Consider the following 14432-nt stretch of genomic DNA (forward strand, 5'->3'; position numbering starts at 1 on the left):
CGCCGCGGCGGGGGAGGCAGGGTTGCACCCAGACGCACTGGGTCTCGTCCCACCGCGCGGCATGCGTGACATCGTGCCCCCCGCGTCTGCGGGGCTGAAGCAGCTGCGCAGCGAGGTCATGCGTGTGTTCGGGCTGTATGGCTACGACCGCGTGACCACGCCGCCGTTCGAGCTGGCGGACGTGCTGGAGCGCGGACTCGACGCGGTGGACCGACGCGAGCTGATGCGCTTCGTCGAGCCGCACAGCGGCGAGGTCGCCCTGCTGCGCCCGGACATGACGCCCCAGGTGGCGCGCATCGTGGCGACGCGCCTCGCCGACCGCCCTGCCCCGCACCGCCTCTGCTACGAAGGCACCGTGGTGCGGCGCATGCGCCACCGCGCACGCCGTCGGCAGCAGACGCTGCAGGCGGGCATCGAGTGCATCGGCTGGAGTGGTCCCGCCGCGGACATCGAGGTCCTGCGCGTCGCGGACCACGCCTGTCAGCAGGTGGGCCTCCGCGGCCACCAGTTCGAGCTGGCCCACGTGAACATCGCCGCCACCATGCTGGACCTGGTGCCCACGACGGCACGTCAGGCCGTGGCGGACGCGCTGGCGCAGAAAGACGCCTTTGCCATCGAGGCGCGCCTCCAGCAAGCGGGTGTGCCGGCGCGCGAGCGATCGCGCGTGCTGGCCCTGACGGAGCTCTATGGCGACGTGAGCGTGCTCCGCGCCGCGCGCAAGCGCTTCCCCACAGGGCCTGTGGCGGTGGCGCTCGAGGAGCTGGGCGAGGTGGTGGACAGGCTGGCAGACGTGTCCCTCGCGGCCCCCGTCACGGTGGACCTGGGCGAGCTGCGTGGTCACTCGTACTACACCGGCGTCAGCGTCACTCTGCTGGCGGAGGGCCCCGGCGCTCCCGTCGGCACGGGCGGCCGCTACGACGCCTTGCTCGCGCGCTTCGGAATGCCCGCCCCGGCCACGGGCTTCGCGTTCGACGTGGACAACCTGGCGTGGGCGCTGCGTGCCCAGGGCGAGAGTCTCCTGGACCGCGCGCCCCTGCGCGTCGTCGTCGTGGGCGAGGACGGCGTGGCCGACCCGTTGGCCGCCGCCTTGCGCGCGGGGGGGCTGCCCGCCGCGCGCATGGAAGGCAACGCCAAGCAAGCCAGCGCCTACGCGGCCAGCTGGCGCTATCCCCTGGTCATCGTCGCGGGCCAGCGCTCGCACCGGGTCCTCCGCACCGCCGACGAGCAGTCGACGCGCATCGCGAGCGACGCCCCGGATATCATCGTTCAGCTGACCTCGTTCGCCCACGCGGCGACGGGCGCGGCGCTGTAGGAGCAACGAGTCGAATGCCTGCTTTGGTTGTTGTGGGTGCCCAGTGGGGCGACGAGGGCAAGGGAAAGGTCGTGGACCTGTACACGCCCTACGCGGACCTCGTGGTGCGCTACGCGGGCGGCGCGAACGCCGGTCACACCTTGGTCGTGAAGGGCGAGAAGCTCATCCTGCACCTCATCCCCAGCGGCATCCTGCACAACGGGCAGTGCGTCATCGCGCAGGGCACCGTGCTGGACCCGGAGGTCCTGCTGCGCGAGATCGACCAGCTGGAGGCGCGCGGCGTGGACTGTCAGTCGCGCCTCAAGGTGTCCGACCGCGCGCACGTGGTGCTGCCCCAGCACAAGCTCGTCGACGGGCTGCGCGAGGCGGCCAAGGGCGACGACGCCATCGGCACCACCAAGCGCGGCATCGGGCCCACCTACGAAGACAAGGTCGGCCGGCGCGGGATCCGAATGGGCGACCTGCGCAGCCGTGAACGCCTCGAGCCCAAGCTGGCCGCGAACCTGGCTGCCTGGCGCCCCATCATCGAGGCCATGGGCGGCGAGGTGCCCGAGCTCGAGCCCATCGTGCAGACCTACCTCGCCATGGGCGCGCGCCTGGGCGACGCCATCTGCGACACCGCGCAGATCGTGGCGGACGCCGTCGCGGGTGACCAGCGCATCCTGCTCGAGGGCGCGCAGGGCACCATGCTGGACATCGATCACGGCACCTACCCGTTCGTCACCAGCAGCAACGCCATCGCCGGCGGCGCGTGCGCAGGCGCGGGCATGGGCCCCACGGCCATCTCGTCCGTGGTGGGCATCGCCAAGGCCTACGCCACCCGCGTGGGCGGCGGCCCCTTCCCCACCGAGCTGAACGACGAGATTGGCCAGAAGCTGCGCGACGTGGGCGTCGAGTACGGCAGCACCACGGGGCGTCCCCGCCGCTGCGGCTGGATGGACGCGGTCGCGCTGCGCCTCGCCGTGCGCGTCAACGGCATGACCGAGATCGCGCTCACCAAGCTGGACGTGCTGCGCGGCCACGAGACGCTGAAGGTGTGCGTGGCCTACGAGCTGGACGGCGAACGTCTGAGCGTGCCGCCGTACGACGACCTGGACCGCGTGACGCCCGTATACGAGTCGATGCCGGGCTTCAGCGAGGACATCTCCGGCTGCCGCGTGCGCGCGGACCTGCCCGAGAACGCGCGCCGCTACATCGAGCGCCTCGAGGAGCTCGTGGGCTGCAAGGTCGGCATCATCAGCGTGGGCCCCGACCGCGAGGCCACGGCCGACGTGTCGAACCCCTTTGACGCGTGACCACGGCAGCTCCGCAGCACGGCCCGCCGGAGACGCCCCTGGGCGACACTCGTCGCAGGGCGAGAGGATGGTCGGCTGCAGGTCGCTGGGCGCGCGTCTGGCTCCTCGTGGGAAGCGCGTTGGCCCTCGTCGGATGCGGCGAGAGCGGACCTGCGGGACGCTTCGACGAGACCACGACACACCCGGACGCGCCGCCCATCGCGCCGTTCGATGCGTGCACCGTCTACACCGCGCGCGAAGAGGTCACGTCGTTTCAGCACACCTTCGTGTGCGCGGAGCTGGACTTCACCACCTACCCCCCGGTCGGCGGCGACCACTACCCCATCTGGGCGGCCTACCAGAGCTACGAGGCGCCGGTCCCGTGGGGCTTCCTGCTGCACTCGATGGAGCACGGTGCCGTGGTGGTGGCCTACCGCTGCGACGACGCGAGCTGCGCGCTGAGTGAGGCCTTGCAGGCGGTCCTCGACGAGCGCCCCGACGACCCGCGCTGCGCTGGCCAAGCCACGCGCAACCGGATGATCCTCGTGCCCGACCCCACGCTCGACGAGCCCATCGCCGCGGTCGCGTGGGGACGCTTGTACTCGGCCACGTGTCTCGACGCGCCGTCCCTACATGCCTTCATCGACGGCGCGTACGGCCGCGCCCGCGAAGACCTGTGCAACGCTGGGATGGACGGGTCGTCGTCGGGCTGGTGCGCTGTTCCCTGAGCGGTTCAGCTGGGGCGCCGCACTGCGAACCGCCACCACTCGGGCGCCGCGCTGCGAACGACCCGGCTGATGCGCCTCGCCGCGCTGCGCCGCCTGAGCGCGCTCGTCGCGTCCTTCGATTCCGGCGAAACGCTTCGTCGCGCCAGCGCGCCGGCGACCTTCACGAGCAGCCGCGAGGCTCGCATGGACATTACGTGCGTTCTCAGAGATCGCCGTTGACACGCCATAGAACACGTTCTATACACCATGTAAACATTGGCGCGCAGCGCTGGAGGCCATAGTGAAGAACGAACTTTGCGAGAAACTGGGGATCGAGTTCCCCATCTTTGCGTTCAGCCACTGCCGTGACGTCGTGGCTGCCGTCAGCCGCGCCGGCGGCCTGGGTGTGCTTGGCGCGGTGGCGTTCGGCGCCGAGCAGCTGGAGCGCGAGCTGGCGTGGATCGACCAGCACGTCGACGGCAAGCCCTACGGCTTGGACACCGTCATGCCCTACAAGTACGAGGGGCGCGACAAGGGCGACCTGAGCCAGGAGGCCCTCGAGGCGATGATCCCCAAGGCGCACCAGGAGTGGCTCATCAAGCTGCTCCAGAAGCACGGCGTGCCGGAGATCCCGCCCGAGGTCGAGAACACGCACGAGACCCTGCTCGGCTGGTCGCTCAGCGCGGGCAGCGCGCACGTGGACGTGGGCATGAAGCACCCCATCCGCCTGCTGGCCAACGCGCTCGGGCCCCCGCCCGCCGAGATCGTGGAGCGCGCCCACAAGGAGGGCGTGCTCGTCGCGGCTCTGTGCGGCAACACCCGTCAGGCGCTCAAGCAGAAGGAAGCCGGCGTCGACATCATCATCGCGTCCGGCTACGAGGCCGGCGGCCACACGGGCGAGATTGGCTCCATGTCGCTCATCCCCGCCGTGGTGGACGCGGTCGGTGACACCCCCGTGCTCGCCGCGGGCGGCATGGGCGACGGCCGTCACCTGGCGGCCGCGATGGCCCTGGGCGCGTCGGGCATCTGGTGCGGGTCCGTGTGGCTCACCACCAACGAGTCCGACTGCGAGGACGCGCTCATCGACAAGATGCTCGCCGCGTCCGAGATGGACACCGCGCGCTCACGCTGCATCAGCGGCAAGCCGGCCCGTCAGCTCGTCACCACGTACACCAAGGCGTGGGAAGAGAAGGACTGCCCGGGCTTCCTGCCCATGCCGCTCCAGGGCCTCCTGGTGGCCGACGCCGAGCGTCGCATCCGTCGCCACGCCAACACGGTGAACACGGCTGAGGCCGCCGAGCTGCTCGGCACCCCCGTGGGCCAGGTGGTCGGCATGATGAAGACGCGCAAGCCGGCGGGTAAGGTGGTCTACGACTTCGTCGAGGGCTACATCGACGCCGTCGCGCGCCTGAACGCGCTGCTCCCCGAGGACTGAGCGCCTCCCCAGAAGCCATGACCATCGAGCGGATCCAGCTGCACCTCCCCGAACGCGCCCTCACCCTGAGCGCGCTCGTCGCGGGGCAGTCGGGTCCGCTCGTCGTGCTTTGTCACGGCTTCCCTGGGCTGTCGTACAGCTACCGTCATCAGCTCCCGGTGCTTGCGGCGGCGGGCTATCGCGCGGTCGCGCTCGACATGAAGGGCTACGGGCAGAGCGACCGGCCCCTCGCGCTCGAGGCGTACCAAGCGCGTGTGCTCTCGGACGACCTGGTCGCGGTGCTCGACCACCTGGGCGCGGAGCGTGCGGTGTTCGTGGGGCACGACTTCGGCGCGAAGGCCGCCTTCGGGGTCGCCCTGCACCACCCCGACCGCGTCGCAGGCGTGGTGTCGCTGGCGGTGCCGTACGGGGTGCAGTTCGCGGGTGCGCGCGATGACAACGCAGCCGGCGCCAAGACCCCCAAGGACTCGCAGGGCGCCCAGAACGCCCCGAACGCGAAGAACGTCCAGAGCGCAGCGAACGCAGGGAGCCCGGCCTCAGAGGGGTCTGCACCTACCCTCGAGAAGAAGCGCGGCAAGCGCCCCAGCGAAGGGTACGCCGCCATCGCCAAGCGCCACTTCTTCCACATGCACTACTTCCAGACCGTCGGCCCCGCGGAGGCCGAACTGGGCGGTCGTCCGCGCGAGTTCCTCACCCGCCTGCACTGGGCGCTCAGCGGGCGCGGCAAGCTGCTGGACTGGACCCGCTTCCCGGCCGAGGGCACGGGCTACCTCGACGTGCTGGAGCCGGCACCGCCGCTCCCCTGGAGCTGGCTCACCGAGGCCGACCTCGACCACTACGTGAGCGAGTACACCCGTGGGCCGCTCGCGGCGCACTTCATCGGCGGGCTCAGCTCGTACCGCGTGACGGACCTCGACTGGGAGCACGACCCGGACTACGGGCGCGAGCCGCTCGACTGCCCTGCCCTCTTCGTGTGCGGCGAGCACGACCCGGTGCTGAAGATCGTCACGCCCGAGTCCATCTCCGGGATGACGCGGCGCCTCCCGCAGCTGCGCGGGAGCTGCATCATCCCGGGCGTCGGGCACTTCGTGCAGCAAGAGGCGCCCGCCGAGACCAACGCGGCGCTGCTCGACTTCCTGCGCGCCGTCTACCCAGCCAGCTGAGCCCGGCGCGCCCGCCCTTTCACGCGGGCGCTGGGGCGCGTATCGTTTCCGTTCGATGTCCAGCCAAGCCCGCACGCTCAGCTCGTACGAACACGTCGGCCGCACGCTCGCCCCGCGCCTGTTCCGGCACTTCCTGGTGGACCCGGAGGGCGCCGACATGCGCGCCGTGTTCGCACAGCACCCGCAGCTGGTCATGGCGTTCAACCACGGCCCCGCGGCTGGCCCGGTGCTCATCGTGGCGGGCTACCTGCGCTTCATCGCGCAGGTGGACGCGGGCGACCGGCGCCACTTCGGCGTGACGTGGAAGGCCTTCTACGACCTGCCCGTCATCAAGCACCTGGCGCGCTTCCTCACGCAGACCGAGGAGGTGTTCGACACCGCGGGCTACGTGCAGCTGCTGCGCGACGGCGTCTACAACGACTTCTTGGTCGCGCCCGAAGGGGACCACTGCAACTTCGGCAACGGGTTCGACATCCAGCCCTTCGTGAGCAACGGCTTCATCGAGATCGCCGTGCGCGCGGGCATCCCGGTGGTGGTCGCCACACACCAGGGCTCCGAAGCCTGGTCCGCCGAGCTCATGCTGGGGCGCGACGCCGTGGAGAGCGTCGGGCGCTGGCTACCCCAGCGGTGGCGCAAGCAGCTGGACCGCACCAGCGTGCTGTCCATCCCTTGGTTCCCGTTCACGCCCATCGAGGCGTTCAAGATGCGCTACGACCTCTACCACCCCAAGGCCACGGTCGAGGCGCTGGACGCCGCCCCGAGCAAGGCCGAGCGCGCCGCCTTGCTCGTGGACGACGCCGAGGCCGTGCGAGCGCTCATGCAGGCCGCCGTCGAGCGCCTCCGCGAGCTGCCCGTGAGCGAGGACGACCGCGTGCCGCCCGCGCCGGGCCCCGACGAGCTGGACCCGCGCGACAGCCTGCGTGTGGACGACGAGCACCCGAGCTTCTGACACCCGCCGTGCTGGCCGACGCGCTCTCGGCCGAGGGCTTCGAGCTGGAGCTGGTCTCGGACGGAACGAGACCGCCCCCGAGGAGACCCCGGGGGCGGCTGACGCGCTCTCGCTCAACGGACTGCTAGGCGCGCGCCTCGATCACACGTTGGCGCAGAAGCCTTCGTAGTCGATGTAGCTCGTGATGGTCGGCTTGTCGCCGCAGACGGGGCAGTTCTTGTCGTGCCGCAGCTTGAAGGTGCGGAACGCCATGTCGAGGCTGTCGTACTGCAGCAGGCGCCCGTTGAGCGGCTTGCCCTGGCCGAGGATGATCTTCACCGCCTCGGTGGCCTGCAGTACGCCGATGACGCCCGGGAGCACCCCCAGCACGCCGGCCTCGGCGCAGCTGGGCGCCAAGTGCGCAGGCGGCGGCTCCGGGTACAAGCAGCGGTAGCACGGGCCCTGGTTGGGGATGAACGTGGTCACCTGTCCGTCGAAGCGGAAGATGCTGCCGTGCACCACCGGGATGTTCTTCCAGATGCTGGCGTCGTTCACCAGGTAGCGCGTCGGGAAGTTGTCGAGCCCGTCGACGATGACGTCCCAGCCCATGTCGAAGATGCGGTCGACGTTGCTGCTGTCGAGGCGCTCGTTGAACGGGATGACCTTCACGTCGGGGTTCAGGTTGGCGATGGTCTTGGCGGCGGACTCCACCTTGGGCGAGCCCACGCGGTCCATGCCGTGGATGACCTGCCGCTGCAGGTTGCTGGCGTCCACGTGGTCGCCGTCGATGATGCCGAGCGTACCGACGCCCGCGGCCGCCAGGTAGAGCGCCGAGGGAGCGCCCAGGCCGCCCGCGCCGAGCAGCAGCACGCGCGCCTGCAGGAGCTTCTGCTGACCCTTCTCGCCCACCTCGGGCAGCAGGAGGTGCCGCGAGTAGCGGTCCAGCTGCTCGTCGCTGAACGCGAACGGTGCCTCGATGGGGAAGCCCTTGTCCTTCCACTGCCCGTAGCCAGGGTTGGCGGACTCGACGTCGGTGTAGCCGAGGTCCTGCAGGGCCTTCGCCGCGAAGGCGCTGCGCACACCGCCCGCACAGTAGACCACCAGCTTGGCGTTCTTGTCGGGCAGCTTGGAGCCGGCCTGCATCTCGAGGAAGCCGCGCGGGAGGTGCACCGAGTTGGGGATGTAGCCCTGGCGCCACTCGTCCTTCTCGCGCACGTCGACGAGGGTGATGGCCTCGCCGGCCTTGATGCGGTCGTTCAAGTCCTCGAGGGTGACCTGCTTGATCTGGCCCTTCACCTCTTGCAGGAGGTCCGCGTACGTCTTCGCCATTTCGCTCTGCTCCGTTCCTGTGCGGTTGGCCGGCCAGTATGAAGGGCCGCGCTGCTCCGTCAACGATCCGTTCTCGTGCTTGGTTGGGGCAGAGTCGACGGGTAGGAGCGGTCGTTACGGCGCTCAGGCCGAGCAGGCGAGCTCGCTGACGTAACCCTCCGCGAACGCGTAGCTCCGGAGCTGGTCGCGCAGCGCCCGTCGTCCGCGATGGAGGCGCGACATGATGGTGCCAATGGGGCACCCCAGTAGGTCGGCCGCCTCCTGGTAGGAACGCTCCTCCACGTCGACCAGCTCGACGGCGCTCCGGAACTCGGGCCGGATGGTCTCGAGGGCGGCGCGCACCTCGTCCCCCAGCGCATCTTTCGGAGAGGCCTCAGGGTCGACCGGCGACGGAAGCGCAGGAGGCAGCGTGTGCGTCTCCAGCGCCACGCGCTCCATGATCTCGCGCTCACGACGGCGACGGCGGTAGCCCGTGATGAACGTGTTCATGAGGATGCGGTGCATCCACGCACGCGCGTTCGTGCCTTTCTGGAAGCGGTGCCAGAAGACCCACGCCCGGGCGAGCGTGTCCTGCAGCAGGTCGTCCGCCTCGGTGCGGGAGCGTGTCAGCCGCACCGCGGTGCCGTAGAGTTCGGGCACGTGAGGCCGCACGGCGGCGTCGTAGTCGGAGCGGTCCACGGGGGGCACGAGGCTGAGAGAGGTGCTTTCGGTCGACATGCGCGCCGGTAGAGCAAACGCGGTGCCAGCCCAGGAGACACGCCCCTCGGAGTCGAAATCACGGCATTTTTCTGCACCGCGAGACGTAGCGGGGCTCGTCCCTCGGCCAGCTTGTCCACTCTGACCCACGTCGCCGTGTCAGGTTGTCAGCAGCGGACAGCCCGTCACGGCGCCCGGCGCCGCCCGACGGTTCCCCTCACACCAACGCATCGCGCAAGACGCCGGGGAGCGCGTGGGCCAGCTCCGACGCCAGCAATCCCCGGTCGCCGCAGGCCGCGCGCTCCCCCGCGAGCGCGTGCCAGAGCACCCCCGCCGTCGCCGCCTGCACGGCGCCCAGCCCGGCCCCCAGCAGGGCCCCGATGACCCCTGCCAGCACGTCCCCGGTGCCCCCGGTGCCCATGGCGCTGGTCCCGTACGGACACACCCACGCGCCCCCGTCGGGTGACGCGACGATGGTCCCCGCGCCCTTGAGCGCCACCACGTGCCCGCAGCGGCGCGCGAGAGCCTCGGCCGCCACATGACGGTCCGCCTGTACTTCGGCCGACGTGAGCCCCAGCAGGCGCGCCGCCTCGCCCGGGTGGGGCGTGAGCACCCGCGGCCCGTGCGCCTCACGCAACACCTCGAGCCCACCCGCGGCGTTCGCCAGGATGGTCAGCGCGTCCGCGTCCAGGACCACGGGCTGCGCCAGCTCGGCCGCCCAGGAACGCACCAGCGCCTTGGCCGTGGTCCCGAGCCCCAGCCCTGGACCCACCACCAGCGCGCCCTTCCCGCTCGCCAGCGCGGCCAGCGCGGCGGCGCTCCCCGGGAGCTCGGTGGTCATGATCTCCACCACCTTGTGCTCCAGGACGGCGCGGCTCTGGGGCGGCGCGCCCAGCGTGACCAAGCCCGCGCCGGCGCGCTGCGCGCCGAGCCCGGCCAGATACAGCGCGCCGGTCTTGCCTTCGTCGCCCCCCAGCAGCAGCACGTGGCCTGCCGTGCCCTTGTGCGCGTCACGCGCGCGCGGCGGAACGAGCGCCCCCAGATCCTCACGCTGCAGCAGCGCCGCGAACGGCGCCTCGCCGAGCGTATCCGGCGCGTCGGGCGTGTCCGGCGCGTCGACCACGCCCACCGCATGCACGGGGACGCCGATGTCCGCCAGGTGCAGGTCCCCCGCCAGCTGCGCCCCGGGCCCCTGGTGCAGGCCCCGCTTGTGGGCCGCGAAGGTGACCGTGGTCGTCGCGCGCACAGCGACCCCCAGCACGTGCCCGTTGTCCGCGTCGACACCGCTCGGCAGGTCCAGCGCGAACACAGGCGCGCGCGCCGCGTTCAGCGCGCCGACGACCTCCGCAAACGGCCCCTCGATGGGCCGCGTCAGGCCCGTGCCGAAGACCCCGTCCACGACCAGGGTGGCGTCCGCGAGCAGGTCGGCGAGTCGCATGTGCGCGCTCGGTGGCAGCACGTGCGTCTCCACCCCCAGCGGCGCGAGGGGCGCCCAGTTGGTGGCGGCGTCCCCACGCAGCTCCGCCGCGTCTCCGGACGGCACGACGAGCACCGCGCGCGGCCTGTGCCCGAGGCGCAAGAGGTGCCGCGCCACGACCCACGCGTCCCCCCCGTTCTGACCCGGACCGCCCACGAGCACGACGCGCCCGAGCGCGCCGGCGTGCTCCCGCACGAGCACCTCGAAGGCGCCCCGGCCGGCGTTCTCCATCAGCACGATGCCCGGCACGGCGAGCGCGTCGATGGCGTGTCGGTCGACGGCGCGCACCTGGGCGCGAGTCAAGAGCGGGAGCATGGGCCCGTCAGCGCCCGCGCGGACGCCGTGTGGCGGGGGCCGGAGGGGGCTGATTCGCCGGGTGCTGGGGACCCAACGACGAGCGGATCGCGTCCAGTTCCTGTTGCGCCGCCGTGGCCCCCGCGCTGTCCCGCGCCGCGGTACGTGCCTGCCCGAGCAGCAGCAGCGCGAGCGCCGTGCGGGGGTGGGTGGTGCCGTGGATCGTCCCGGTCACGTCGCGCGCCGCCTGACAGGCCGTGAGGGTCTCGGCCTCCCGCGCCGCGAAGCGCAGGCGACGGGCACAGTCCCCTACCGCAGCCAACGTGGCCAAGGCGTCGTCGCCAGTAGACGTCGAGGTCGCGCCCGGATACGTCGCACGCGTCGCCGCGAACTCGGCGTCGTACGTGGCGAGCGCGCTGCCGCCACGGGCCATGGCCTCGAGCGCCGCTGGGAAGACCTCGGTACACGTGCCAGCTCGCAGCGGACCCGCGCACGTGGCCCGCGCCGCCTCGAACGACGCGTCCCAACGCCCCAGCTCGCCCAGGATGCGCGCGCGAGCGGCGCCGAACTGCGCCACGTCGACCTCGCCCCACGAGCGGTTCTCGAGCGCGTTCAGCGCACCCTCGGCACGCCCCTGGCGCGCCTCCGCCACCTGTCCACACGCGAACGCGGTGTACGACAGGTCGGCGCACGTCTGACCATCCTCCGCTGGCGCGTTGGCGGCCTGGCCTGCAGCCTCGGCGAAGCCCCACTCGAGGTGCGTGCGACACAGCTCGGTGGCCAGCCCGCACATGCCCGCGAAGAGCTCTTCACGCATGTAGGGCTCCACCTCGCCAGCCTGCGCGCGGTCCTCGTCGATGCTCTCGCTCAGGAGGGTCAGCGCGTCCTGATAGCGGCCGAGCGACGCGTAGGCGCGAGCCAGCGCGCGCACGCCCTTCTGCCTCACCTCGCGGTCGTCCAGCGCGCGGATGTTGGCGATGCTGGGCTCCAGTGAGGCCACGACCGACGCGGGGGGCTCGTACTCGGCGGTGTTGATCTGCATCTCCAGGGCCCACGGCGACGCAGCCTGATCGATGTCGGGCATCTCGGGGGTGAAGTCGGCCCCCTCCCTCCGCGCGAACGCGATGAGCGAGCTGACGCGCTGATCGCTCGCCCGCGCGACGACCTCGTAGCCGTCGGGCCGCTCGTCGACGTGAATGGCGCGCAGCGCCGCGGTCAGCACCTCACGTGGCTCCTCCGGGATGTCATAGACCGAGACGGCGGCGCGGGCGATGTCGAGGTACATGCGCAGCAGCTCGCGCCACATCACCGAGCGCCCCTCGTCGGACAGCGTGACGCGGCTGCGGAAGTCGTAGCCCCCGTCGTGGTGCGAGAGGTGCACGGACGTCGAGACCATCCCGCGCATCGTGATCTTGGAGACCTCGAGGAAGAGCACGATGGTCTGGTTGACCATCTCCTCCATGCGAGACGCGAAGTCGTCCATGGCACCCAACGGGCTGTCGTCGCTCAGGGGCGTCCCGTTCTCCGCGGCCTGGGCAGCCGTCTCGACCTCGGCCTCCCGCGCCGCGCGCCGCGCACGGGCCTCCTCCAGCTGAGCACGCGCCCGGGCGCCATGCTGCTCCACCCACGCGGCGTAGCCGGGCGCGGAGTAGTCCGCGACATAACTGACAATGGGAGGGGCGCCGCCGGGGCCTGGCGCAGCGAGCATCCCCAGCACGTCCGCAGCCGGCCCCTGCCCTTGCGCGAGCAGCGAGTCCAACACGGGCTCGAGCGTCACCACGCAGACACCGTCACGGCGCAACATCGCCACGCCGTTGACCACACCCAGTTGGTAGCCACGCACCTCGCGCCGCTCCTGCCCCTCGAGCGCCTGATCACACAGGTTCGCCGCCTCGCCCTCGACCACCGCGACGGCCCGCGGGAGCTTGCCGTGCAGGCTCTGCGACACCCCCACCCAGGCCGGCGGGCGCACGTACTCGGCCTCGGGGTCGGGCTCGGGGTAGCTGGGCGCGTCGATGAAACCGCCGATCACGGCCACGACGCGACCCGTGTCGCGCGCCGTGCGCTGCGCCTCGTCTGGGGCGCCGCTGCCCACCATCGCCTGCTCCAGCTCTTGCCAGTGCGGCGTATCGCGCAGCGCGCGCATGTCGAGCCGCACGCCGAGGAACGCGTCGTTGGGCATCAGCTCCAGCAGAGCGTGCTCTTCGGCCGGCAGCCGAGGACGAGACGCCGTCCCAGAGGCGCAGCCGGCCCCACACACCAACGACACGAGACAACCCACCACAACCCCAGGGCGAACCATGTTGATCAATTTTCCGTGACTCCTTCCACGAGACGCGGCTCGCGGCGTGCCGCAGTTATGGCATTACGCCGGGCGCGCCACAATCCTTGGGCGCGCGTCTGATAAGGTTGTCGCGCATGAGCAAGACGTACGACGAGTGGCTACAGCGTCAGCAGAACGCCCCCGACGCGGGCGAGGTGAACGCGTTCCTCGGCGACCCCGACTCTGACGTCTACGACGCCGCGCTGCTGCAGGAGCACACCACCCTGCTCCGTCGGGCACGCGAGAAGCGCCGCTCGGCCGAGCTGGTCAAGCTGCTGCAAGAGGCCCTCTACCGACACCTCGGCGAGCTGGCAGACGCCCGCCTCTACGAGCGCACGCCGCTCGGCACCAAGCGCGTCGTCTCGCGCTTCTACGAAGAGGTGCTGCTCGCCATCGCCTACCTCTCCGACCCTGAGCAGACGGGACTCGCGCCAGCCGACACGCTCGCCCGCTTCGAGCGTGCCGCCCACGGCTTCGGCCGCTCGGCCCTCTTGCTCTCGGGGGGTGCCAGCCTCGGGTTCTTCCACTTGGGCGTCATCAAGGCGCTGTTCGAGCACGACCTGCTCCCCAACGTGCTCTCTGGCGCGTCCATGGGCGCGATGGTGGCGTGCGGCATCGGCGCGCGCACGGACGACGAGCTGCGCGAACTGTTCCGCGACTGGAGCGGCCTGCGCACCGACGCGCTCCTGCGGGTCTCTCCAGCCGAGGCGCTGCGCACCCACGCCGTGTACGACCCGGCGCGCCTCGCCGAGGTCATCCGCCACAACAACGGCGACTACACCTTCGCAGAGGCCTACGCGCGCAGTGGGCGAGCCGTCAACGTCAGCATCTCGCCCACGCGCAAGCGCCAGAAGCCGCGCGTCTTGAACCACCTCACCACGCCCGAGGTCACGCTCGAGAGCGCGGCCGTCGCCAGCAGCTCCGTGCCGGGGGCATTTCCACCCGCCCTGCTCATGGAGCGCCTCGCGAGCGGGCGCGACGTCCCCTACATGCCCACCGAGCTGTGGATCGACGGGTCGTTCAAGGGGGACCTGCCCATGCGGCGCATCAGCCGCCTGCACAACGTCAACCACTTCATCGTCAGCCAGGTGAACCCGCACGTGGCCCCCGTGCGGCGGGTCACGCGCAAGAGCGGCGTGCTGCCCTTCGTGGCGGGCATGGCCACCACCACCGCGCGCATTCAGCTCACCAACCAGCTGCACATCGCCAAGAGCGTGCTGCAGCACACGCCCCTCTACACGCCCCTGGACCTCGCGCACTCGCTCGCCGACCAGAGCTACAGCGGCGACATCGACATCCACCCGCGCCTGCGCGCCGGGGCCCTGCTGCGCACCTTCTCCAACATCAGCGCGCGTGAGCTGGGGCTGCACATCCTCGAGGGCGAGCGCGCCACCTGGCCCCTCCTCGCCCGCATCCGGGACCAGACCTGCGTGTCTCGTGCGCTGGACGAGGCCATCGCGTCACTGCGCGCTCGCTACACGCGATGACGGACGC

Annotated in this window: 11 protein-coding genes; 7 read left to right on the plus strand and 4 right to left on the minus strand. The window is 71.3% G+C overall.

Annotated elements, in window-relative coordinates; all coding sequences use genetic code 11:
* Positions 1-22 precede the first annotated feature (22 nt).
* The 6 genes from H6726_15945 (at position 23) to H6726_15970 (ending at position 6840) form a co-directional block, all read left to right on the plus strand.
* Positions 23-1312, plus strand: coding sequence for an ATP phosphoribosyltransferase regulatory subunit (locus H6726_15945; protein MCB9659145.1), 1290 nt, complete (start codon positions 23-25; stop codon positions 1310-1312).
* A gap of 14 nt (positions 1313-1326) precedes the next feature.
* Positions 1327-2607, plus strand: coding sequence for an adenylosuccinate synthase (locus H6726_15950; GenBank protein ID MCB9659146.1), 1281 nt, complete (start codon positions 1327-1329; stop codon positions 2605-2607).
* 119 nt (positions 2608-2726) lie between these two features.
* Positions 2727-3314, plus strand: a complete 588-nt coding sequence (locus H6726_15955; protein ID MCB9659147.1) for a DUF3105 domain-containing protein — start codon at positions 2727-2729, stop codon at positions 3312-3314.
* Between the two features lie 280 nt (positions 3315-3594).
* Positions 3595-4728: a nitronate monooxygenase gene (locus H6726_15960; protein MCB9659148.1), complete on the plus strand. Its 1134-nt coding sequence runs from the start codon at positions 3595-3597 to the stop codon at positions 4726-4728.
* 17 nt (positions 4729-4745) lie between these two features.
* Positions 4746-5891 carry an alpha/beta hydrolase gene (locus H6726_15965; protein MCB9659149.1) on the plus strand — a complete coding sequence of 382 codons (1146 nt, stop codon included), beginning with the start codon at positions 4746-4748 and terminating at the stop codon, positions 5889-5891.
* 55 nt (positions 5892-5946) lie between these two features.
* The gene (locus H6726_15970; protein MCB9659150.1) at positions 5947-6840 is read left to right on the plus strand and encodes a hypothetical protein; all 894 of its coding nucleotides are present in this window, start codon (positions 5947-5949) and stop codon (positions 6838-6840) included.
* Positions 6841-6981: 141 nt separating this feature from the next.
* On the opposite strand, the gene moeB is transcribed toward H6726_15970, so the two are convergent.
* The 4 genes from moeB to H6726_15990 all read right to left on the minus strand — a co-directional run bounded on the left by moeB (position 6982) and on the right by H6726_15990 (position 12797).
* Positions 6982-8148: a molybdopterin-synthase adenylyltransferase MoeB gene (gene moeB, locus H6726_15975; protein MCB9659151.1), complete on the minus strand. Its 1167-nt coding sequence runs from the start codon at positions 8146-8148 to the stop codon at positions 6982-6984.
* A 123-nt stretch (positions 8149-8271) separates the two neighbouring features.
* Positions 8272-8865 (minus strand): sigma-70 family RNA polymerase sigma factor, encoded by a 594-nt coding sequence (locus H6726_15980; protein ID MCB9659152.1) that lies wholly within the window; start codon positions 8863-8865, stop codon positions 8272-8274.
* Between the two features lie 196 nt (positions 8866-9061).
* Entirely contained in the window at positions 9062-10624 is a 1563-nt protein-coding gene (locus H6726_15985) for an NAD(P)H-hydrate dehydratase (GenBank protein ID MCB9659153.1), read from the minus strand.
* A gap of 19 nt (positions 10625-10643) precedes the next feature.
* Positions 10644-12797 (minus strand): hypothetical protein, encoded by a 2154-nt coding sequence (locus H6726_15990; GenBank protein MCB9659154.1) that lies wholly within the window; start codon positions 12795-12797, stop codon positions 10644-10646.
* Between the two features lie 236 nt (positions 12798-13033).
* On the opposite strand from H6726_15990, the gene H6726_15995 reads away from it, so the two are divergent.
* Positions 13034-14425 carry a DUF3336 domain-containing protein gene (locus tag H6726_15995; GenBank protein MCB9659155.1) on the plus strand — a complete coding sequence of 464 codons (1392 nt, stop codon included), beginning with the start codon at positions 13034-13036 and terminating at the stop codon, positions 14423-14425.
* The last annotated feature ends 7 nt before the right edge of the window (positions 14426-14432 follow it).

The sequence above is a fragment of the Sandaracinaceae bacterium genome (assembly GCA_020633055.1).
In the GTDB taxonomy this organism is placed as follows: Bacteria; Myxococcota_A; Polyangia; order Polyangiales; family Houyiibacteriaceae; genus JADJJE01.

What these genes read in the sequence shown, in the direction of transcription:
- H6726_15950 (MCB9659146.1), top strand. Translation starts at nt 1,327, where the DNA reads ATGCCTGCTTTGGTTGTTGTGGGTGCCCAGTGGGGCGACGAGGGCAAG.
- H6726_15965 (MCB9659149.1), top strand. Translation starts at nt 4,746, where the DNA reads ATGACCATCGAGCGGATCCAGCTGCACCTCCCCGAACGCGCCCTCACC.
- H6726_15970 (MCB9659150.1), top strand. Translation starts at nt 5,947, where the DNA reads ATGTCCAGCCAAGCCCGCACGCTCAGCTCGTACGAACACGTCGGCCGC.
- moeB (MCB9659151.1), bottom strand. Translation starts at nt 8,148, where the DNA reads ATGGCGAAGACGTACGCGGACCTCCTGCAAGAGGTGAAGGGCCAGATC.
- H6726_15980 (MCB9659152.1), bottom strand. Translation starts at nt 8,865, where the DNA reads ATGTCGACCGAAAGCACCTCTCTCAGCCTCGTGCCCCCCGTGGACCGC.
- H6726_15990 (MCB9659154.1), bottom strand. Translation starts at nt 12,797, where the DNA reads ATGCCCAACGACGCGTTCCTCGGCGTGCGGCTCGACATGCGCGCGCTG.
- H6726_15995 (MCB9659155.1), top strand. Translation starts at nt 13,034, where the DNA reads ATGAGCAAGACGTACGACGAGTGGCTACAGCGTCAGCAGAACGCCCCC.